Raw genomic sequence first — 19,752 nt, forward strand, 5'->3', positions numbered from 1 at the left:
CCACTAATTCCCAGTTAGTACAATTTGTGTATCTTATTGACATATTTAATTTATTCTGTTACAATTTTTAGTAATTAGGTTGGGTAAAACAATGAAGAGTTTTAAATTGCTACTTAATCAAGTCAGACTTTCATGGATTAGCTTAATATCAAAAGTAAAGAGCTTTTTTCAAACTAACGATACACATTATCAAACAACTGCTAGCAATGGAAATGATCATACAAGAAAAATAAGTGTAGAAAATACAATAGAGGCGAAAGTTAATGAAGAGGATGTATGGTATGATTCTCTGAAAGAACAAGAGCCAGGTGAAAAAGAAAGAGATCTGGATGAAGAAGAATTTTTTGATGCTATTGAAAATTTGGATGAAGAGGAAGTGAGTGCTAACATAGAAGGAAAAGAGTATGAAAAAAATAAGTACTATAGTCTACAAGATGGTCTACAAGAAAAAAATGAATTTGATCACACAACGCACACTCTTACACTTGCTTTTGAAATTGAAAAGCCATTTCCAGACTCTGACCTTAGTAAATTTAAGTTATGCGAACTTAAGCAAAATGGTGATAAATATACGTTTATCTTAGAAAATGATCAGAAAAATCGAATAGAATTACACTCTGAATATCTCAATATTTATTTTCCTAAGTATTTTGAGAAACACAGAAAAAAAGGAGCTTACACCGAACTTTTTTCTCAAGAAGAAAATAGAATTAGCAATGATATTATAATACCGCTACAAGTTCCAAAAGAAGCAAGCATACTGACCAAAGAGTGCAATTGGTTAATAAGAAAGGTTGTAGGTGAAATACCATATTATCCAGTGGGCAAATCGCTTGAATACTGCAGGAGTCGTGTAAATTTCTTTCTTAACTTAAACAATATTATGTCTTTTTCTCTAAAATCAGCAAAAGCACAATATGCAGCTATGCTATCAGGTACTCCAACAGAAACAAACTGGCCAATAAAGGATATTCTAGTCAGAGGTAGTTTTATTAATCAGCATATTCCTAGAGTTGAAGAAGCTTATATTGATAAGCATTATATAGTTGAAGAAACTTTTGAAGTAGTTAACGTAGAATGTGCATCAGAGCTGAAGATTTCTCAACCTAGCATATAGCCTTATATTCTTTCATCAGCATGATATAATTTTGTGCAGATTGTGTAATATGTTTTATTTCTTCATTTGACATTTTTTTGAAGAATTGTGCTGGCCTGCCAGCCCATACTTCACCACTTTTTATCACTTTTCCATGTGTCACCAGTGAACCAGCAGCTACCATAGCTTCAGACTCGACAATCGCATGATCCATTATAACAGAGCCCATACCAATAAATGCTTTATCATGTATCGTGCATGCATGTAACACACAAAAATGTCCAACCGTCACCATACTACCAATAATCGTGTCACCGCCTGGATTTCTATCTACATGAATTACGGTGCCATCTTGAATATTCGTTTCATCACCTATTTCGATTGATCCAACATCTCCTCTGATCACACAATTAAACCAGATACTCGCATTCCTTCCTATTTCAACGTTACCTATAATACGCACACCATCTGCGATAAAAGAACTTTCATCCATTTTTGGTTCATAATCTTTGTATTTTAAAATGTGATAGCTCATAATTTAAATAAGGTTTAATACATACTTGGGTTCCAGTAGTCAAGTTACTCGGGTAAAGATATTCTTGACTTATGATCCTTATGCTCCTAAAATCTTTATTTTTAGCTCTATTTATAATGTCAGTAACAGTACTTAGTGTACTTCAAATAATATTAGTTGTTGTATTGGTAATTTTAGTGCTCCTGCAGCCACCTGGAAGTAGTTCATTAAGTGGCTTTAGTAATTCACAACAGGGAATGAATTCAATAATTCCGGTAAAGTCTTCTGAAAATCCACTCAGTAGAATAACTTCTATAGTTGCTGGGCTGTTCATTATAAATACACTGTTACTATCAGGATTATGTTCAAAAGATGTACATAAAAAATCAATTGCAGAGAAGATTATATCAGAAAAGAAGCAAGAAGGCCAATCAACTTCTGTTCCATTTGAAAATTAATGAAAGAAACCAAGTTTATCTTTGTTACAGGTGGAGTTGTTTCATCACTTGGTAAGGGTTTAGTTGCTTCAAGTGTGGGAGCACTTCTTCAAGCTCATGGATTCAATGTTCGCATCAGAAAGCTTGACCCATATCTCAACATTGATCCTGGAACAATGAGCCCAGCTCAGCACGGGGAAGTATTTGTTACTGAGGATGGTGCTGAAACTGATTTAGACCTTGGACATTACGAGCGTTTTACTAAAATTAAAGCAACCAAGGACGACAATATAACAACTGGTAAAGTATATAATAAATTATTAAAGAAGGAAAGGTGTGGTGATTATCTAGGCAAAACTGTGCAAATCATTCCTCATGTGACAGATTTAATCAAATCTTTCATTTTTAATGGTACAGAAGATTTAGATTTTGTAATATGCGAAATAGGCGGAACCGTAGGTGATATTGAAAGCCAACCGTTTTTGGAAGCTATACGCCAAGTTAATTATAAACTAGGAAAGCAAAAAGTTATCCTTATTCACTTAACTTTAATACCATATCTCACTGCAGCACAAGAATTAAAGACAAAACCGACACAGCATTCAGTTCGAGAGTTAAACTCTGCGGGGTTACAACCAGATATTATATTATGTCGCAGTGAAAAAGAAATTTCCGATAATCAAAAAGAAAAGATAGCCAATCTTTGCAATGTTTCTTTATCTAACGTAATACCTGCTCCTGATGTAAACCATATATACGAGTTACCGTCCTTGTATAATCAATGTGGGCTCGGGACACAAATTTTGGATCACTTTCACTTAAGTAAGCCAAAACCAAGCTTACCTGAATGGGACCAAATAGTACACTCTATGAGACATCCAACACAAGAAGTTATCGTTTCCATAGTAGGAAAATATACTGAATTTCCTGACGCATATAAATCACTGATTGAAGCATTAAACCATGGTGCAATTAGTAATAAAGCTAGAGTGAAGATAAATTGGGTCAACTCAAGAGAAGAGAATGGAAAATCTATAGATGCAAAGTTTATCAGAGAAAAATTACAAAGCTCTAATTCAGTCCTTGTTCCAGGAGGATTTGGTGATAACGGAATAGAAGGTAAAATATTAGCAATAAACTATGCCCGTGTAAATAACATTCCTTTTTTAGGAATATGTCTTGGTATGCAGCTTGCAGTGATTGAATTTGCTCGTAACGTTATTAAGCTTGAAGATGTACACTCTGAAGAATTTTATACTTGCAAACACCCAATCATCAAGCTCGCTGATGGTAAGAGCGTTGATCTTGGTGGAACCATGAGACTTGGAACATACAAGTGTAATGTAAATCCAAATTCAAAAATGGCAAATGTGTATAGTAGTGTCACTATTTCAGAAAGACACAGACACAGATATATAGTTAATTTAGATTATAAAAATAACTTAGAAGAGAATGGAATGATATGCAGTGGTATATCAGAAGATAAAACATGCATAGAGGCAGTGGAGCTAAAAAATCACTCATGGTTTATTGGTGTGCAATTTCATCCAGAATTTCAATCAAGACCATTTTCTCCTCATCCTCTCTTTACATCATTTATTAAGGCAGCTATTGACAATAGAGTTTAATAGAACTGAATAAACTCTATTCTAATAGAGAGGTAAAAAATGTTACTAAGAAATAGTAAAGATAGCATTACATATGGATCTGCGACCTTCGAGGAATTGAATAGGCATGTAGAACAAATAATATATAAATTAGAGGAGGATCAAATTATAGAGGATATAATGGAAGAAGTAGTTGTAGCTATAAACGAACTAAAATCGGTAGAAGAAATAAAAAAATATTTAAAGCGAGAAATAGATAGCCTTGTAAAAAGGACAATAGTCCTTAGTGAATTCTATAACCTAGAAAAAATAGAAAAGCCAAGAAAAGAAAATTATATTTACCCAAGCACCTAATGTTTAAGTACCAATACATGGAACTTGCCATAGAGCAAGCAAAACTTGCTCAGAAAGATGGCGAAGTGCCAATAGGTGCTGTAATAGTTAATGGAAACAATATCATCTCCTCTGCACACAATATATCTAATGATCCAACTGCACATGCAGAAATGTTAACAATTAGACAAGCATTTTCAACTTCCACGCTTTATGAAGCTGAAATGTACGTAACGTTAGAGCCGTGCCCGATGTGCGCTCAAGCTATCTCTTTTGCAAAAATTAAACGTCTGTACTTCGGGGCTTACAATCCCAAAGGTGGAGGAGTTGAAAACGGCACTAGAATATTTCAATTCTGTAACCACATACCTGAAGTTTATGGTGGAATATTAGAAACAAAATGTTCTCTTTTGTTAAAAGATTTCTTTGAGAAATTGAGAACTTAGTTTAAGATGTGTGAGATTGTTTCAATATTTTTTGAGTAAAATCTGTATTATAACTCTTTCGTATATTTGACCAATTTGCTCATGCAACGTACATAAGGGGTGTTATTACGATAACTCCGTTGCAGGGAGTGTTAAATAAACTGTGTCAAATCGCATTTTTAGTTCAACTCGATTTTTAACCTACCAGGAAAAAAGATATCAAGTTGAGAGATAGTTAAAGCCCAATCATGTATAGGCATAGTCCATTTCTCTCCTGCCTTCTTTATAGCACAATATACCTGTTTATGCAAGGCATTTGTGCTGGTAAATGAGCCCTTAGTTTTAGTAAATTTTCTGATCTGTCTATGTAACCCTTCAATAGGATTTGTGGTATAAATTAACTTTCTTACAGGGCCGGAATATTTAAAATAACTAGACAGATTTTCCCAATTATTCTCCCAAAACTAAAGTATATTTTTCTCCCCATTTTTCCTCTAGCTCAAGTAAATAATTCTCGGCTATTTCTCTACTTGATATGTTTTTTTCAAATCATTCATGAAAACTTTTGCTCGATACATATTTCAGTGAATTTCTTATCTGATGTACTATACATTTCTGCTTTAGGAAATACGCTATTTATAGCTGTAGGAAAGCTTTTTAACACAAGCTATCAGAATATCATCTACTCCTCTCTCCTTTAGGTCATTTAGTACTCCCAACCAGAACTTCACTTTCAGCCAAATAAAAACCCAAAACTTCTTTTCTGCCATTTTGCTAATATGTTATACATACATTTGCTTACACAATGCCCGTCCTCCTTGACCTTAAAAAACCATGAACACTATTGGATATACAGATTGCAGCGGACGACTGCGCCATTCGTTGATTACCGGTAACAATTTGTCAGTAATACTTGATATCTCTGCTGCAGATATTTTATATTTCTTCTACATGCGATGCTATATCCCATGCCACTGGCATATGTACTTAAAACCTTTGCTTCAAGTTCGGTTGTTTGCCTTTTTCTGACTACTTGTGGCTCGAAACTTCCTTCTCTATCTCTTGGTGTCAATAGTTCAAATACTTGTCCGTAAAGTCTTTGAATTTCTTCGGTTGTTTTCTTCGCTTTCAGCCGACAAATGGTTTTCTATCTCGCCTTCCCTCTAGCAGTTTTTTGATAAATGGTGTTAATGCTCCATCTCTTCCTGTCAATGGTCTTCCTTCTCGTATAGATGATAAGATATTTGTTTCTCATTCTTTATAGTCTACCAAACCGGTAGTTGTGTTTGCTTGACTCATTGTCAAACCTCCATTTTTTTATCAATTTATTACTTTACTTCTCGGTTTGACACAGTTTATTTAACACTCCCGACAAGTTCTAATCATTAATGTTATACACGTTCTTTTCTTTTTCTATTCTCTCTTGTTCTTCAATACAATACATAGCAAGCGGATTAGCTTTAAGTCTTTCGACTCCTATTTCTTCTCCCGTTCCATCGCAGTAACCATAAATGCCTAATTTTATTTTTTCCAACGCCTCCTTAATTTTTTCTTTTCTATCTTTTCGGCGCTTAATTAATTCTCCATTTTCACTATCAGAATAAATACTACTATCTTCTAGATCTTGTTTCTCCAGTTCAGAGAGTATTGATTGTAACTTTAAGCTAAAGTATTCCAGTTGTTTTACGTTCATATATTCTTCATTTTCTGAAGGAACGTAATCTTCCGGTAACTTTATTTTTATTAATTTTTCCATAGCATTATCAATAAAATATATTAAAACTTATATAACTTATAAACACAAAAAATTATACTACCCTCAAAGTAAACACTATAATTTATAATAAACATTTAAAATCCTGGTATGATTAGTTTGGTAAAAAAATTAGTAATAAATGATAATAATCTTGCTTATATAGTATGTATTTTTATTATAATGTTAAGTTTATCTTCATATACACTTGAAAACAACAGTAAACAAGAAGTCATATTAACATTAACATGGATATGTGCTACATTTGTTTTGCAGATCTCTACAAATAATTTATTTACATCTGATTATCATGATGGAATATTAGAGCAAATCTTTTTACAGCCACTCTCTTCTAGGCTGATAGTTGCTTATAAAATCTTCGCTCACTGGTTGTTATTTGGGTTACCGATTTCAGTGATTTCTTTCATGTTCAGCTTTGCAATTCTAGGCAATAATATTGAACATTCAATAGCAGTTGGAGTGTCTTTATTATTTAATACGCTGATAATCATTAATATTTCAGCTACTGGAAATGCATTGATGATTGGTCGAAATAACTTAGCATCAGGAGTGTCGCAAATTCTTGTTTTGCCAATGATAATGCCAACTTTTGTATATTTCAAATTGCTAACTCAATTTGAAAATTTATCCTTGAATATTTATACACTACTAATCACCATCTTAGTTTTTGTCATTTTAATTGTTAACAGCACTATAACTACTCACATAGCATTAAAATTTGCTGTGGAGCAGGATTGAAAAAACTTACTAGTTATAGCCCTTCTCATAATAGTCCAAAAAGAGTAAGATATGGATTGATAGTAGTGGAAGGTAAGGATGCCAGTAGCATATAGTTATGACTTAAGAAAAAAGGTAATGGAAGCATTGGATGAAGGAGAGAGTGGAGAAACTGTTGCCAAGAGATTTAAGATCGGAAAAACAACTTTATATGAGTGGAAGAAAAGACGTGAGAAAACGGGAGATTTTCAGTCAAAAAAGCCTGGAAGCGTGGCATAAAATTACCGACTGGAATGCATTTGCCGAATTTGCAAATGAGCAAGGTGGCAAAACTCAGTCAGAGATGCTGGGGCAATATTAGTAGACAAACAATTCATCGAGCACTTAAAAATATAGGATTCACAAGAAAAAAAAGACCTACAGATATAAAGAAAGAAATGAAGAAAAGCGAGCTCAATTTTCAAAGGTTATAGCAACAAAAGAACCTAAAGAATTAGTGTATATAGATGAGTCTGGACACTGAACCTATGGTTATTGCCAGAAAGGACAGCGGTTTTATGCCCTAAAATCTGGGAAGAAAACTCAACGAATTAGCATGGTTGCAGCCTTAAGTGGAAGAAAAATAATTGCTCCGTTAACCTTTGAAGGCCACTGCAATATGGATATCTTTAATAAATGGTTTGAGCAGTTTCTGACACCGATTTTGGAACCTGGACAAACTGTTATCCTTGATAATGCTACTTTTCATAAGTCTAATAAGATTTGCTAAAGGAGTTGGTGCAGAAATTTTATATCTTCCTCCATATTCTCCAGATTTTAACAAAATTGAACATTATTGGTTTGCTATAAAAAACAGAACCAGGAAAAACATTCCTTTATTCAAATCTTTTCGTCATGCTGTCGATTCTTCTTTCTTATGACCTTTTTGGACTATTATGGGAAGGGCTATATTTACTTGTATCTGCTTAGTTAAGGGTGTTAACTTAAGTAGAGATGGAGACATTAGACTTCTTACATGAATTGAAGAGTTACAGCGTGTGAAACCATTATTGGATTTCAGACTGGCTGGTTATGCAAGAAATCTAATATCTATCGAAGAGTCAGAAACTTTTATAACTTACCTTTAATCAACCTAACCCATGCGTGCCAATCTCTCTCACCAAGATTGCTTTCGAAAGACAGAAGATCCTTTACGGCTTTTGAGCAAATTTCTTCACTTGGAATTGACAACTCCCTATTCATTGCTAGCGTCAGGCATTGAGTTTTACAAGCTTGTTCTAAGTGATACGTATAAAACATTGCTTCTTGTATAGTCTGACCACATGTTATAGATCCATGATTGCGCATTAACATCACAAAATTTTCTTTCAAATCAGCTATTAATCTTTTTCCTTCTGTATCATCAAGTGCCAGGGAATTATAATCATGGTAAGATACCTTATTATAAAAGTGCAGCGCCCACTGACTTATTGGGAGTAATCCATCCTTGAGAGAAGAAACTGCTACAATAGAAGGTGTATGTAGATGAAAAATTGCTTGAATATCTTTCCTTGCTTGATAAATGAAGCCATGGATTACATAGCCAGTTTTATTATATTGATATTCTTTGCCTTCAATTATATTCCCATCAAACGATACTTTCATCAATGAACTTTCATCTACTTCATAAAAACGTATACCAAACGGATAAACATAAAATGACTTTTTATCTTCAGAACGTACAGAGAGATGAGTATACGTATGATCATCTAATTTAAGATAAGATAAAATTTGATAGGCGTTAACTAGGTCTCTTTTCAACTCACTATTTGTTAATAACATAGCTCTTGACTAAAATTTTCTAAAGATTTATACGTAAAAAAAAGTTTATTACAAACTAAAAGGTGAACCTACGTTAAAATACTAAGCACTTTTACTTGCCTTAGGTGATTAGAGTTTACATTTCTAGATTACATAGTATTTTAACTATAAAAGCGACTTTTTATGTAATATTTCATATGTTTTAAAGCCTTGTTTTTATGTTATTATAATTGTAGGTTTTAATATTAAAAATAATATGATAAACGTTGACATAAAAAAACAGCTAACAAAATTTTTCATATATATCACTGTTCTTCCAGGAAGTGGTAAACTTTCTACAGCAATAGTATTATCTAGTATGATAAATGCAGTAATTGTAAGTGGACTTGAATATAATCAAACTTCCAAAGAAGCTCGAGATAGAATATATAACGCTACACATGTTATGTTTCAGGCAATAGAAGCCTATCCTATTGACTCAAAAAATTATATATTTGTTGATGAATTAATTAAAAATAATGATTACAACATAAGAATATATAACTCAGTAGTAGAACTTAGTAAAAAAATGAGCACAAAAATCCTCCCTATAGTACTTAGGTGCAATCCATTGATATTACAAGAGCGTACTATATCAAAAAAGCAAAGAAAAAATAGGAAGGTTACTAATATAAATAGTATTAAATTTAGGGAGGAAGATTTATTTGTACCACAAAATGCTATAGAGGTAGAAAATTCAAATATGAGTATAAAAGAAGTAGCAGAAGAAATAGTAAGTCAGATGTACAAACTTGGCCAAATTAATAGTGTTTACGCAATAGGCAACGATTTCATATACTGAGGCTCATTTAAATATAGAGCCTCAACTCCATTTAATTTTTGTTTATTTTTTAGTCTATAACGGACTAATAGCCCTGCATGGCTAGCATCCAACTTTGGTAAACTGCAATCCATATATGTAATGCAGTGCGTTTCAGGCTGGAGTTCACTTACTACAGCAGGATTTGATAGCGGTAACAAATTGAAATCAAATAACTGCGTATAAAACTTTTGATCATCTTCGATTATAGCTTTAATATTTTTTTTGCTATTTGTACAAAGTAGCGATATTGCATATGCTTGAGCTTCCAGGGCACTAACCCCATATAACGGCTTATTTGTAGCAAGATTTATACCTTGTGCAGTTGATATACCAACTCTGATTCCAGTAAAACTTCCTGGTCCAACTATCACTGCTAAATGGTCTATTTTATCGTAGCTGTAATTATGCTTATCAAACAAAGTATTCAGTATTTGAAAAAATGATTCTGCATGGCTATTGTTTGCAGAATTGCGTTCTACAAAACAATTACCATCGTAATCAATTACTGCTATTGAACTACCAGCACCTACAGTATTAATTGCTAGAATGGACATCACTTAAGCTTATCATAGAGCTTTGTAAACATCATAGTGAACGCACCGTTACCCATAACATTTGCTGAAGTTATTATTGGGTCAAACACTATATACAATGCTGTAATTAATGAAAGCATCTCTGGAGAGAATTTAAGATACTTCTCAAGAACAGGCAACATTACCATAATTCCTCCCGCTGGAACTGCAACAATAGCAAATTTAAATAACAGAAAGTAGAGAAGGAAAGTCACATAGTCTGTTGCAGACAATGCACCACCAAAAGTCATTATCATTGATAGTATTATAATAAAAAAGCAATCACCTACTAAATGAAAGCTAGCAGTTATTGGCACAACAGACGATGCTATATCATGCTGCTTTACATTTTTTTTGCTTCCTTCAAGAGTAAGCGGCATAGCTGCATTACTAGACATTGTGCTCATTGCAGTAATAAATGCTGGTATCATATTACCTATACTAGCTATCCAGCTTGTGATCTTGAACGAATTTGCTGCTCCATATAAGAGAAAAACATAAAGGTAAGTTGAAGATGATATAATAATAAAAATTATTGAGTAATCCTTAAATATTATGGGTAAAACCTGATCATGTTCCATTTTTAAAGCAAGACCAAGTACAAACATTGGAATAATTGGCGTCAAAAATGTCTTCAAAATAAAGAGAGTTAAATCTAACATTTTGTTCGAGAGCTCTTTGCTTTTTTTTGGTAATATTGTGGACACTAATATGCTTAATACAAATCCACAAGCAAGGGCATAAAAATTAGAAAGCAATGCAGGTATCCTAAATGACCATAAAGGAACAATTGTTTCTTCATATGTTATATCTTGTATTGAATAAGTGTTTTGTGTGATGAAATGCCCAACAGAATAAGCTATTAAACTTGAAGCTAGATTCGACAAGAAAATCGTTATAATAAGTAACAATATAAACTTTATAGCCGACTGCTTAAGATTGTTAACACTACTAAAGATTAATGCAAAAACAATAAAAGGCATTATAAATAGTAAGATCTCTTTTATACTAAGGCTTATTGAATACAAGAAGGTTTTCACTTCCATTGGAACTAGATGACCAAAAAATACAACCGAAGTGATAACAGCAAGTAAGGTTAGTAATTGTAACATATTCTAATATAGCGATATCCTATGGAAATACATATGATAAATTAGCTGCTAAGTAAAGTAAAACTGCCTAAAATATTTGCATTACCTTCTAGTACTTGAATGAGATTTCAAATTACAACGTTTCCACAAAGTATATAATTAACATCCACACCTTTGGTCAAGTTCCATTCACGCTTTATTACATTATATTCCATACCAGTCATATCTTGTAGTGTTACATTGTTTTCCCTTAGATGATTTGCAATTTCTGATGGCTTGAGAAATTTATTCCAATTATGTGTGCCTTTTGGCAGCCAGTTTAATATGTACTCTGCGCCGACTATTGCAAGACAGAAGGATTTAATAGTTCTATTTATCGTCGATATAAAAATTAGCCCTTCTGGCTTCAACAGCTCTATTGCTTTTTTCATGAAAAACTCTAAATTATCGACATGTTCAACCACTTCCATCAACAAAACCACGTCATACTTCTTGTCATTGCTTAGCTCTTCAATGCTAGTGTGTGTGTATTCTATATTTAACCCTACTTTCTTCGCATGCGACTGTGCCACTTTTATGTTTTCCTCACATACATCTATTCCCGCAACGCTAATACCAATACGCGCCATTGACTCTGACAAAATGCCACCACCACAACCAACATCGAGCAATGATAGTTCTTTTAAATCGCATTTTTTTAATTCTTTTATTTTCTCAACGATGTATGATACTCTCACAGGATTCATCATGTGCAATGGCTTGAACTTGCCATTCTCATCCCACCATTCACCTGCTATTTTAGCGAATTTTGATATTTCATCTTCATTATAAGTTTTTGTGGTTTTTTTCTTGCTAATATTGCTAAGTTTATCAAGGCGTTCTTTATGTCTACTTTCTTTTGAAAATTCTGTTTCGAGGAATTGTTTGACTATGTCTTTTGCTAATCCACTCGCAGTAAACCCTGCACCAAGACACAGTATATTCGCGTTGCCATGCTCGCGAGCTAATTTTGCGATCTCAACACTATTACATAAAGCAGCGTAGATTCCTTCAAAACGATTTGCCACAGTACTCATGCCCAAACCTGTACCGCAAATTAATATTCCATAATTTGCTTTTTTGTTTGTTATATCTTCCACAATTTTGACAGCATAGTCTGGGTAATCTACACTTTTTTGCTTAGCAGTGCAGCCACGATCTATCACTGCATAACCCAGGGTTTCCAGGTAAGGTTTTATCTCCGATTTCAATTCATAACCGGCATGGTCTGAAGCAATTGATATCACATCTGACATATAAGAAATTGCAACTTAAGGATATTTATATGGGTAATTTATTTTGAGCTTTTTGTCAAGCTCTCCTGATCTTTCTGAATAAATTTCGAGTCAGATATGCATAAATTCTATATAATTTTTATCCTACCACTACTCATTCGGTAAAATGGATCATATAGATATTATAAAATCGAAATTATTGTTATCTGACATAGTAGGTAAGAAAGTTAGGTTAATAAAAAGAGGAAATAATTTCGTGGGACTTTGCCCATTTCATAACGAAAAAACTCCATCTTTTTTTGTGAGCGACACTGAAGGATTTTACTACTGTTTTGGTTGCTCAGCTCATGGTGATGTGTTTGAGTTTATTTCACAAACTGAAGGGCTGAACTTTCAAGAAGCATTGGAGAGATTAGCGTCAGTTACAGGTGTTGAGTTACCTGAAAACTCTGATGCTACCGAGGAAAACGACACACTGTTTTCAACGCTAGACTTAGCTGCAAGTTGGTTCGTGCAGAAAAATCGAGGTGTTATGGCTTATTTAAGGCAGCGCAAGATCTCACCTGAAATCATAGATAAATTTAGAATAGGTTATGCGCCAAGCTCTGGTTTAAAAGAATATTTGAACTCCTCTGGTATTAAAGACGAGATTTTGATTGATGTTGGCTTAATAAATAAGAATTCTCGTGATTATTTCTATGATCGGCTGATATTTCCTATACACAACATCACGGGCAAAGTTATTGGTTTTGGCGGACGTGCGCTGAACTCTGAGCAACAGCCGAAGTATTTAAACAGCCCAGAAAGTCAGCTCTTTAAGAAAAGAGAAAATTTATATGGATTAAACTTTGCTTTGAGTGAAATACGCAAAAAACAGCATCTATTTGTTGTTGAAGGATATATGGATGTAATAGCACTACATCAGGCGGGAATTAGCAATACAGTTGCCCCGCTTGGCACTGCGATTTCTGCAGAGCAGATAAAAAATCTATGGAGATTTGCTAAAGAAATCTCCATCTGTATGGATGGCGATAGTGCCGGACGTCGTGCCGCCACCCGAGTTGCGGAATTTGCTCTTCCGATACTCAAGCCTGGGTATACATTGAAGTTTGTAACTTTGCCAAGCAACAAGGACCCATACGATATATGCAATGAACTAGAATATAAGACGGAAGATGTACTATCCGCTTTTAACCGCTCAACAGAACTGCACTCTGAATATTTATGGCATCACATAATTGGTAGCAATTTGCAAAATTATGAAAAATTTGCTCCGGAAAAATATTCAATTCTTGAGCACAAGTTCATGAAATATGTCAATGCTATCGGTAACAGCAGTATTAGAAGGTATTATAGAGATTATTTTTACAATAAGGTCAGTGAATTAAGAAGAAACTTTAAAAAGCTGATTTTTAATAGCAAAGCAACAAAAGGTGAGTATCTTTACAATAAATCTCCAGAGCTAATTGAAGCAGAGCAAAATCAGGCCATAATTTTGCGTATAGCCGTAGAATTTCCTGAAATCTTGAACCGTCCTATATTTTTTGAGCAATTTTCTCATTTCGAATTTACTAATGAGATGAAAAAATTACAACAGTGCGTAATTAATATGGTAACTAATGAGAGCAACTTTAATAAAGAAATTCTGCTACAGGAGTCTAGTGTTATAAAGTTTATATTTGAAAAAACTAGCGTATTAAATAGTCAATTAAGTGAGAAGAGATCGGCAGAAACTGTCTGGAATAACATAGTATTACGGAAAGAATTAAATGTATTACAAGAAGAAAAAATTAAAGCAAGGCTGGGCGGTAATTTTGACTTAGAGGAAAGGCTAATAGAACAAATAAAGCAAATAGAGGATAGTATACAAGAAATGCAAATGGAATTTATTCAAAAGTAGATGGCTTAAGATGTTCAAAATTGGTAGAAAAACAATATATTGATGATTGCTTAAAATAGCTTGTTCTAGTATACTTCCGATTTGTTCAACTACGATAAGTGTTTGCATTTCTTCCTCTCATTATCTTTCTAGCTTTATACCTTGGAAGTGGTATTTATTTTTCTTTTATCGGACTTGGCAATCCTCTTCATCAAATTTCACCGTTAGTTTGCTTATTACCAGCATTATTTTTTGCTGTTCTATTCAATAAAAACAAAATTCAGCATAGTATTGATACACTTATAAAAGGTATGGGTAATAAAACTACTCTTACCGTGTGTTTGATTTTTCTATTTGCTGGAGCATTTTCTACTATTACTGAATCGCTTGGTAGTATAAATGTTATTACTAACTTAACTATTCGCTTTCTTCCAGCACGATTATTACTTCCTGGAATGTTTTTACTTTCTACTTTTATTTCAAGTGCAATCGGCACATCAATCGGAGTTATTGCACTTATAACACCAATAGCTGTTAATTTAGCACAAAATGGAGCTTTTGATTGTGCAGTGGGTGTTGGAGCTGTGATAGGTGGAGCTATGTTTGGCAGCAACCTTTCAATGATATCTGACACTACTATTGCTGCTACTTCTTCACAAGGAGCTTCAGTAAAGGATAAAATAAAACTCACTTTCAAGACAGGATCTGTTACAGGTCTTATAATACTTATTTATCTAGTAATAATTTCAAATAGTACAGAAGTTGTTTCTATCTCAAGTCTGAATTATTTATCCATAGTCAAAATTATCCCTTATATATCTTTAATAATTATGGGTTTATTTGAAATAAACACTCTGGTAACATTAGCTATTAATATGGTTATTGCTGGGATATTAGGAATAGCTTTTTTTGATTATTCTCTTATTGAATATTCTCGTGACATATATAGGGGTTTTTATAAGATGAATGAAGTAATGATATTTATTCTCTTCAGTAGTGGATTAAGCCACTTAATGTACGAATACAGTCAGAAAAAGATAGATAAATTCACCGATGAGGTGAATCTCACAAGAAGTCAAGCTGAACTTATGATTGCGGGAATATCATCTCTGTTTACTATTTTAGTTTCCAGCAATGTTGTTGCTATTTTATTAACTAGTAATATTGCTAAAAGGCTTGCGCAAAGATATAACATTGCACCACACCGTAGTGCGTACTTATTAGAGATATTTACTTCTATCACAAAAAGTATCTTACCTTATGGTTCTCACGTATTACTAGCAAGCAGCATTGCCTCTCTGTCACCTATCATCGTACTAACAAAAGTATATTATTGTTTTGTTTTTGCAGCAGTTGCGATAGGTGAAATAGTTATTAACGGCAGACGTCGTGCGGTTGTAGCTCCTCAATTACCATAAATAACTCTTTAAATTTTCACTCAATTTGTTGATAAATATTATAATATTTGCTAAAATACTTATATAGTACCAATTCTTTTAAAGACATAGTATTACTAATGTTATAAAAAATGTATCAAAATAGTGGAGAAACAAATGCCTGATTATTATGAAATATTAGGAGTAAAAAGAGATGCTACTCACGATGAGATAAAAAAAGCATATCGCAAATTAGCATTGAAGCTTCATCCAGATAAATTGCTTGACGAAGTGAAAGAGCTAGATAGGCTAGAAGGAAAGAAGAAGGACGGAAAGCTACTATCACAGTCGGAAGAAGATCAACGGACTCAACTTGAAGAGAAATTGACAAAGTTCAAGGAAATATCAGTAGCACACGAAGTGTTATCTAACCCAACAACAAGAAGCCAGTACGATAGAGGAAAGTATGAGGATGGGGATTGTAGTGATGAACTGGAGTTGTTGCGGGCAAAACTGATGGAACTGATAAGTAAACTTAAACAAGAAAATAAAAGAATGAAAATTTTTTATGAAATATGTAATATGTATTTGTTGAAAAGTCAAAAATTAATCAAAGAGGAATCAGAAAGGGTAATCAAGCGTTTTAAACAAATAGGCAAGATGGGCAAAGCTAAAGAGACTGAAAAATTAACCGAACTCGAATATGTAGACACTATTCCGAAATTGTTGTTAAATATCCAGTCAAATGAGTATGAAGAGTTTTGTGATATAATAAAGAAAGTTACAATTGCTGCTGGTGACATTACATTTCTAGTGCAAATTGCTATTACGTACGATCGTGTGGAATTTTTCGAGCTCTTTGAAGGAAGGATAGAAATATCACTAAATGAAATCTTAAGATATGCTTATGAATACCAATCTGAAAAGTTTTTGGATTATTTTTTTAATGAGTGCTTAGATAAATTAAATATCAACTATAAAGATGAAAAAGGAAATACATCTTTACATCATACATTAAAATGGTTGGATTTGGATAAATCAAAATACCAAGGTTTTGTCAAGTCACTTCTTAGTAAAGGTGCAAGGCTTGATGTTAAAAATAGCAAAGATGAAACTCCATTTGATCTCTTGGTCAATTATGCTACATACTGCTCTCGTAAGAAAAAAATAGAAAGATTAAATAATCTTTCGGTGGTGCTTAGTTGTTGTAAAACTGATGAGCTAAAGAAGCTAGAAGGTACACCTGCATTAAATAAACTAGTAGATATTATTGTTAAATGTAACCATAAAGAAGCTTTAGATCTCCTAGTCGAAAATAACATAAAAATTTCAAGTATTACTTTAGAAAATATCGTGACAAGCGATTGCAATGAAGAGATTTTTGGTTGCTTTTTACATAAAAATAAAATTGACTATCAAGATGAAAGTGGGGATACAGCTCTACATCATGCTTTAAGAAACTTGCACTTCGATAAGTCAATGCTTTGCAAAGTTGAATCACTTGTGAGTGCAGGTGCGAGATTTGATGTTAAAAATGACCAAGGTGAAACTCCGTTTGATCTCTTGGTTGAATATGTTGAGAAGGGGTTTTATGGTCAAGCGTCAAGGTTAAGTTATGCTTGGAAGTTGCTTAACAAATGTGAAAATAAAGATGTACTAAGAGAGCTAAAATATAAAGATGGTACTACTGCATTAGATAAACTAAATGAGCTTCGTATTAAGTGTCGTAATACTTCTATCATAGTTGCTTCTACGTTAGCAGTAGTAGGAGTTGCTTTAGAAGTAGCTATTGCAGTTTACTCAGGAATGTTAGCGTTAGGGATAGGAATTGGAGTTTGTTGTCTTGTTGTTGCTGCAATCATATACCATTGTAATAGTCCTGGAAATTTATTGAAAGATAGCAATGCTGAAGTTGCAATTAATCAAATGGCATTAGTAAAATTATAACTTAAGATCAGAAGAAATGGCAGATCAAGTTTAATAGTGTTAATTCAGTAATATATTTAGTAAAATCTAAAACTAAGAAAATTCTATACTTGCAACTCTGTGAGATGCTGGTGGTATCTATCTTACTTTCTTGATAGGAATATAGATGACAAGAGATAGGCAATGGAATTACAAAGAGTTTGCAAATATTAGTTATTATTTGTAGAATATAGAGAAATTAGTAGAGATTTTAATAGTATGCCATCCGTTACTTTTATTTTACCTGATGGAAGTAAGAAAAGTTATGAAGCTGCAGAGGGAGAAACTCTTCTTAATTTAGCCCATAGAAGTGATCCAGATCTGCTTGAAGGTGCATGTGAAGGTTCTCTTGCTTGCTCTACATGCCATGTGATTGTTGATCCAAAATTTTATGATGTTGTAGAAACACATAATCCTATATCTGATGAGGAAAATGACATGCTGGATCTAGCTTTCGGTTTAACAGAGACATCGAGGCTTGGATGCCAAATAAAAATCACAAAAGATATTGACGGTTTGTGCGTAACCGTGCCCAGAGGTACAAGAAATATATCATTAGATAAATAAGAGGATAATGCGTAAAATTTTTATCTATATTCTCATCTCCTTACCTTTGTTTATTCCTCTAGCGTATAGTGGTTTTTGGTATTTTTCTGCATTTAAGGTAAAAAGTCTTTTAACTGATTACATTAATGACGAAAAAGTTGATATTTCACATGATTTTAAGGGATTTCCTTTTAACCTAGTTTTTCGTGTAACGAATCCAAAATTTTCTAATGAGCAATTAACTGTTTCATCTGAAGCTTTAGTGATAAAAAACAGATTATTTGATAAGTCAGTATATATCTATATACCAAGCAACAAAGTAAACATTGCTGTCCGTAGTGATGAGAAAAAGAATATAAAGTGTCACACACACGTGAGTAGCCACTTTGTTGTTAAACTAAATGATTTACTATCTTCATTAAAATTCAACAGAAATAGCACTGTAATAGACTATATAGATACATTTCGTTACGAAGATTATGGATTAAAATGTGATGTTTTAGAAAATCAGCAAAGTGTTATAACTGAAGTGAATGATAAAAGTAATTACATTCAATTTCACTTTGATAAAGAACTGAATGAAAATACTAAACTAGAATTTGATTTTTATACTTACCGTTATAAACATACTGCAAGTCCTGAAAATTACCTTAGTGTCGACGCTAAATTAGATTATGAATTTGTAAACCATATTTCAGCTTCTAAGATTAATTTCAACATAGAAAAATTTTTGATTGAGAGTAATAACTTTTCTATTGCTGCGAATGGTGGAGTAAGTAATTACAATTTAGTTACATCTTCATTTGAAGATAAAATCAATGTAGCCATATCAAATTATAAAGAATTAATTTCGTTTATGACTAATGATTCAAAGACTGCAGATAAATTGGAAAAATCAATATCTTCCTTATCAGAAAAAATCACTGATAACGACATTCAATTTTCAATAAAGTACGACAATAATGTAGGTTCAGGCTTTATTGGAAAATTATCCACTACTGATTTTATCACTCAATTCACCAAGAATGAGAATAGTAATTAGCTTACTTTTTACATTGATATTCCATTTAAGCATAAATGCTTTTACTTTGGATGATAAACTAAGAGACGAAAGCATGGAAGAGCGAGCAAGTAGCTTATTTGCAGTAATAAAGTGTCCAGTATGCTCTGGTGAATTATTATCCGAATCTGAGTCTCAAGTTGCATATGGTATGCGTAAGACAATTCGCAAGAAGATCAGTGATGGATATACTAACGAGCAAATAGTTTCAGAGTTAAAAAATTCTTATGGAGATTCAATTATCATTGTACCACCTGTAAAATCTAGTACCTACATTTTATGGTTTATTCCTTTTATAATTCTTCTTATTGGATGTTTTCTAATACGAAAATCAGTTCAGAAAATAGATAAAGTAGTAAAAAGATAACTATAGAGTAAAAGTGAGTTTACAACAAATGCAAGTAGCTACTATACGAACATTTGA

The 19,752-nt window shown here is 33.0% G+C and carries 19 protein-coding genes and 3 pseudogenes; 15 read left to right on the forward strand and 7 right to left on the reverse strand.

Annotated elements, in window-relative coordinates:
• Window positions 1–91: 91 nt before the first annotated feature.
• Window positions 92–1,117, forward strand: a complete 1,026-nt coding sequence (locus OOK82_RS00800; RefSeq protein ID WP_264704281.1) for a hypothetical protein — start codon at window positions 92–94, stop codon at window positions 1,115–1,117.
• Here the strand turns inward: OOK82_RS00800 and OOK82_RS00805 are convergent.
• Window positions 1,107–1,631, reverse strand: coding sequence for a gamma carbonic anhydrase family protein (locus tag OOK82_RS00805; protein WP_010404888.1), 525 nt, complete (start codon window positions 1,629–1,631; stop codon window positions 1,107–1,109). The two genes, OOK82_RS00800 and OOK82_RS00805, sit on opposite strands and share 11 nt — an antisense overlap.
• 116 nt (window positions 1,632–1,747) lie before the next feature.
• On the opposite strand from OOK82_RS00805, the gene secG reads away from it, so the two are divergent.
• From secG to OOK82_RS00825, 4 genes are read left to right on the forward strand one after another with little or no spacing between them, the layout of a single operon-like run.
• Window positions 1,748–2,068, forward strand: a complete 321-nt coding sequence (secG, locus tag OOK82_RS00810) for a preprotein translocase subunit SecG (RefSeq protein ID WP_007302593.1) — start codon at window positions 1,748–1,750, stop codon at window positions 2,066–2,068.
• A complete protein-coding gene (locus tag OOK82_RS00815) occupies window positions 2,068–3,675 on the forward strand; it encodes a CTP synthase (protein WP_264704282.1) in 1,608 nt (535 codons plus the stop codon). Before secG ends, OOK82_RS00815 begins: the two co-directional genes overlap by 1 nt.
• Window positions 3,676–3,714: 39 nt before the next feature.
• Window positions 3,715–4,008, forward strand: a complete 294-nt coding sequence (locus OOK82_RS00820; RefSeq protein WP_007302591.1) for a hypothetical protein — start codon at window positions 3,715–3,717, stop codon at window positions 4,006–4,008.
• 17 nt (window positions 4,009–4,025) lie between these two features.
• A complete protein-coding gene (locus OOK82_RS00825) occupies window positions 4,026–4,433 on the forward strand; it encodes a nucleoside deaminase (RefSeq protein ID WP_010404879.1) in 408 nt (135 codons plus the stop codon).
• A 158-nt stretch (window positions 4,434–4,591) separates the two neighbouring features.
• Here the strand turns inward: OOK82_RS00825 and OOK82_RS00830 are convergent.
• Together OOK82_RS00830 and OOK82_RS00835 are read right to left on the reverse strand one after the other, a co-directional pair.
• A pseudogene (locus tag OOK82_RS00830) lies at window positions 4,592–5,654 on the reverse strand (IS256 family transposase).
• A 136-nt stretch (window positions 5,655–5,790) separates the two neighbouring features.
• Window positions 5,791–6,168, reverse strand: a complete 378-nt coding sequence (locus OOK82_RS00835; protein WP_007302671.1) for a TraR/DksA family transcriptional regulator — start codon at window positions 6,166–6,168, stop codon at window positions 5,791–5,793.
• 108 nt (window positions 6,169–6,276) lie between these two features.
• Between OOK82_RS00835 and OOK82_RS00840 the strand changes: the two genes are divergently transcribed.
• Window positions 6,277–6,924, forward strand: coding sequence for a heme exporter protein CcmB (locus OOK82_RS00840; RefSeq protein ID WP_264686454.1), 648 nt, complete (start codon window positions 6,277–6,279; stop codon window positions 6,922–6,924).
• A 78-nt stretch (window positions 6,925–7,002) separates the two neighbouring features.
• Window positions 7,003–7,823 (forward strand): annotated as a pseudogene (locus OOK82_RS00845) (IS630 family transposase).
• Window positions 7,824–8,013: 190 nt separating this feature from the next.
• On the opposite strand, the gene OOK82_RS00850 reads toward OOK82_RS00845, so the two are convergent.
• Window positions 8,014–8,724: a class II aldolase/adducin family protein gene (locus tag OOK82_RS00850; protein WP_139686912.1), complete on the reverse strand. Its 711-nt coding sequence runs from the start codon at window positions 8,722–8,724 to the stop codon at window positions 8,014–8,016.
• A 235-nt stretch (window positions 8,725–8,959) separates the two neighbouring features.
• Here OOK82_RS00850 and OOK82_RS00855 point away from each other — a divergent pair, with 235 nt between their 5' ends.
• Entirely contained in the window at window positions 8,960–9,544 is a 585-nt protein-coding gene (locus tag OOK82_RS00855; protein WP_264686453.1) for an AAA family ATPase, read from the forward strand.
• Here OOK82_RS00855 and tsaB read toward each other — a convergent pair.
• From tsaB to ubiG, 3 genes are all read right to left on the reverse strand, one after another.
• Entirely contained in the window at window positions 9,514–10,119 is a 606-nt protein-coding gene (gene tsaB / locus OOK82_RS00860; protein ID WP_007302675.1) for a tRNA (adenosine(37)-N6)-threonylcarbamoyltransferase complex dimerization subunit type 1 TsaB, read from the reverse strand. The two genes, OOK82_RS00855 and tsaB, sit on opposite strands and share 31 nt — an antisense overlap.
• A complete protein-coding gene (locus tag OOK82_RS00865) occupies window positions 10,119–11,249 on the reverse strand; it encodes a cation:dicarboxylate symporter family transporter (RefSeq protein WP_064085278.1) in 1,131 nt (376 codons plus the stop codon). The genes tsaB and OOK82_RS00865 overlap by 1 nt, the downstream gene beginning before the upstream one ends.
• 107 nt (window positions 11,250–11,356) lie before the next feature.
• Window positions 11,357–12,523, reverse strand: a complete 1,167-nt coding sequence (gene ubiG / locus OOK82_RS00870; RefSeq protein ID WP_264704283.1) for a bifunctional 2-polyprenyl-6-hydroxyphenol methylase/3-demethylubiquinol 3-O-methyltransferase UbiG — start codon at window positions 12,521–12,523, stop codon at window positions 11,357–11,359.
• Between the two features lie 145 nt (window positions 12,524–12,668).
• Here ubiG and dnaG point away from each other — a divergent pair, with 145 nt between their 5' ends.
• The 7 genes and pseudogenes from dnaG (at window position 12,669) to OOK82_RS00900 (ending at window position 19,695) form a co-directional block, all read left to right on the forward strand.
• A complete protein-coding gene (gene dnaG, locus OOK82_RS00875; RefSeq protein ID WP_264686451.1) occupies window positions 12,669–14,402 on the forward strand; it encodes a DNA primase in 1,734 nt (577 codons plus the stop codon).
• 98 nt (window positions 14,403–14,500) lie between these two features.
• A complete protein-coding gene (locus tag OOK82_RS00880; protein WP_264686450.1) occupies window positions 14,501–15,799 on the forward strand; it encodes a Na+/H+ antiporter NhaC family protein in 1,299 nt (432 codons plus the stop codon).
• A 135-nt stretch (window positions 15,800–15,934) separates the two neighbouring features.
• Window positions 15,935–16,216: pseudogene (locus tag OOK82_RS00885) on the forward strand (DnaJ domain-containing protein); the annotation flags it as partial.
• 201 nt (window positions 16,217–16,417) lie between these two features.
• Entirely contained in the window at window positions 16,418–17,704 is a 1,287-nt protein-coding gene (locus tag OOK82_RS07740) for a TomO hydrophobic C-terminal domain-containing protein (protein WP_458694683.1), read from the forward strand.
• A gap of 237 nt (window positions 17,705–17,941) precedes the next feature.
• Window positions 17,942–18,289: a ferredoxin family 2Fe-2S iron-sulfur cluster binding protein gene (locus tag OOK82_RS00890; protein ID WP_006013713.1), complete on the forward strand. Its 348-nt coding sequence runs from the start codon at window positions 17,942–17,944 to the stop codon at window positions 18,287–18,289.
• Between the two features lie 7 nt (window positions 18,290–18,296).
• On the forward strand, window positions 18,297–19,310 hold the full coding sequence (locus tag OOK82_RS00895; RefSeq protein WP_064085306.1) for a hypothetical protein: 1,014 nt from the start codon (window positions 18,297–18,299) through the stop codon (window positions 19,308–19,310).
• Window positions 19,294–19,695, forward strand: coding sequence for a cytochrome c-type biogenesis protein (locus OOK82_RS00900; RefSeq protein WP_010401557.1), 402 nt, complete (start codon window positions 19,294–19,296; stop codon window positions 19,693–19,695). The genes OOK82_RS00895 and OOK82_RS00900 overlap by 17 nt, the downstream gene beginning before the upstream one ends.
• Window positions 19,696–19,752 lie beyond the last annotated feature (57 nt).

This window comes from Wolbachia endosymbiont (group B) of Apotomis betuletana (assembly GCF_947250475.1).
Classification (GTDB): Bacteria; Pseudomonadota; Alphaproteobacteria; order Rickettsiales; family Anaplasmataceae; genus Wolbachia.

Excerpts from the sequence above, each read along its gene's own strand:
- OOK82_RS00800 (WP_264704281.1), top strand. The coding sequence starts at position 92 with ATGAAGAGTTTTAAATTGCTACTTAATCAAGTCAGACTTTCATGGATT.
- OOK82_RS00805 (WP_010404888.1), bottom strand. The coding sequence starts at position 1,631 with ATGAGCTATCACATTTTAAAATACAAAGATTATGAACCAAAAATGGAT.
- secG (WP_007302593.1), top strand. The coding sequence starts at position 1,748 with ATGTCAGTAACAGTACTTAGTGTACTTCAAATAATATTAGTTGTTGTA.
- OOK82_RS00815 (WP_264704282.1), top strand. The coding sequence starts at position 2,068 with ATGAAAGAAACCAAGTTTATCTTTGTTACAGGTGGAGTTGTTTCATCA.
- OOK82_RS00820 (WP_007302591.1), top strand. The coding sequence starts at position 3,715 with ATGTTACTAAGAAATAGTAAAGATAGCATTACATATGGATCTGCGACC.
- OOK82_RS00825 (WP_010404879.1), top strand. The coding sequence starts at position 4,026 with ATGGAACTTGCCATAGAGCAAGCAAAACTTGCTCAGAAAGATGGCGAA.
- OOK82_RS00835 (WP_007302671.1), bottom strand. The coding sequence starts at position 6,168 with ATGGAAAAATTAATAAAAATAAAGTTACCGGAAGATTACGTTCCTTCA.
- OOK82_RS00840 (WP_264686454.1), top strand. The coding sequence starts at position 6,277 with ATGATTAGTTTGGTAAAAAAATTAGTAATAAATGATAATAATCTTGCT.
- OOK82_RS00850 (WP_139686912.1), bottom strand. The coding sequence starts at position 8,724 with ATGTTATTAACAAATAGTGAGTTGAAAAGAGACCTAGTTAACGCCTAT.
- OOK82_RS00855 (WP_264686453.1), top strand. The coding sequence starts at position 8,960 with ATGATAAACGTTGACATAAAAAAACAGCTAACAAAATTTTTCATATAT.
- tsaB (WP_007302675.1), bottom strand. The coding sequence starts at position 10,119 with ATGTCCATTCTAGCAATTAATACTGTAGGTGCTGGTAGTTCAATAGCA.
- OOK82_RS00865 (WP_064085278.1), bottom strand. The coding sequence starts at position 11,249 with ATGTTACAATTACTAACCTTACTTGCTGTTATCACTTCGGTTGTATTT.
- ubiG (WP_264704283.1), bottom strand. The coding sequence starts at position 12,523 with ATGTCAGATGTGATATCAATTGCTTCAGACCATGCCGGTTATGAATTG.
- dnaG (WP_264686451.1), top strand. The coding sequence starts at position 12,669 with ATGGATCATATAGATATTATAAAATCGAAATTATTGTTATCTGACATA.
- OOK82_RS07740 (WP_458694683.1), top strand. The coding sequence starts at position 16,418 with ATGGGCAAAGCTAAAGAGACTGAAAAATTAACCGAACTCGAATATGTA.
- OOK82_RS00890 (WP_006013713.1), top strand. The coding sequence starts at position 17,942 with ATGCCATCCGTTACTTTTATTTTACCTGATGGAAGTAAGAAAAGTTAT.
- OOK82_RS00895 (WP_064085306.1), top strand. The coding sequence starts at position 18,297 with ATGCGTAAAATTTTTATCTATATTCTCATCTCCTTACCTTTGTTTATT.
- OOK82_RS00900 (WP_010401557.1), top strand. The coding sequence starts at position 19,294 with ATGAGAATAGTAATTAGCTTACTTTTTACATTGATATTCCATTTAAGC.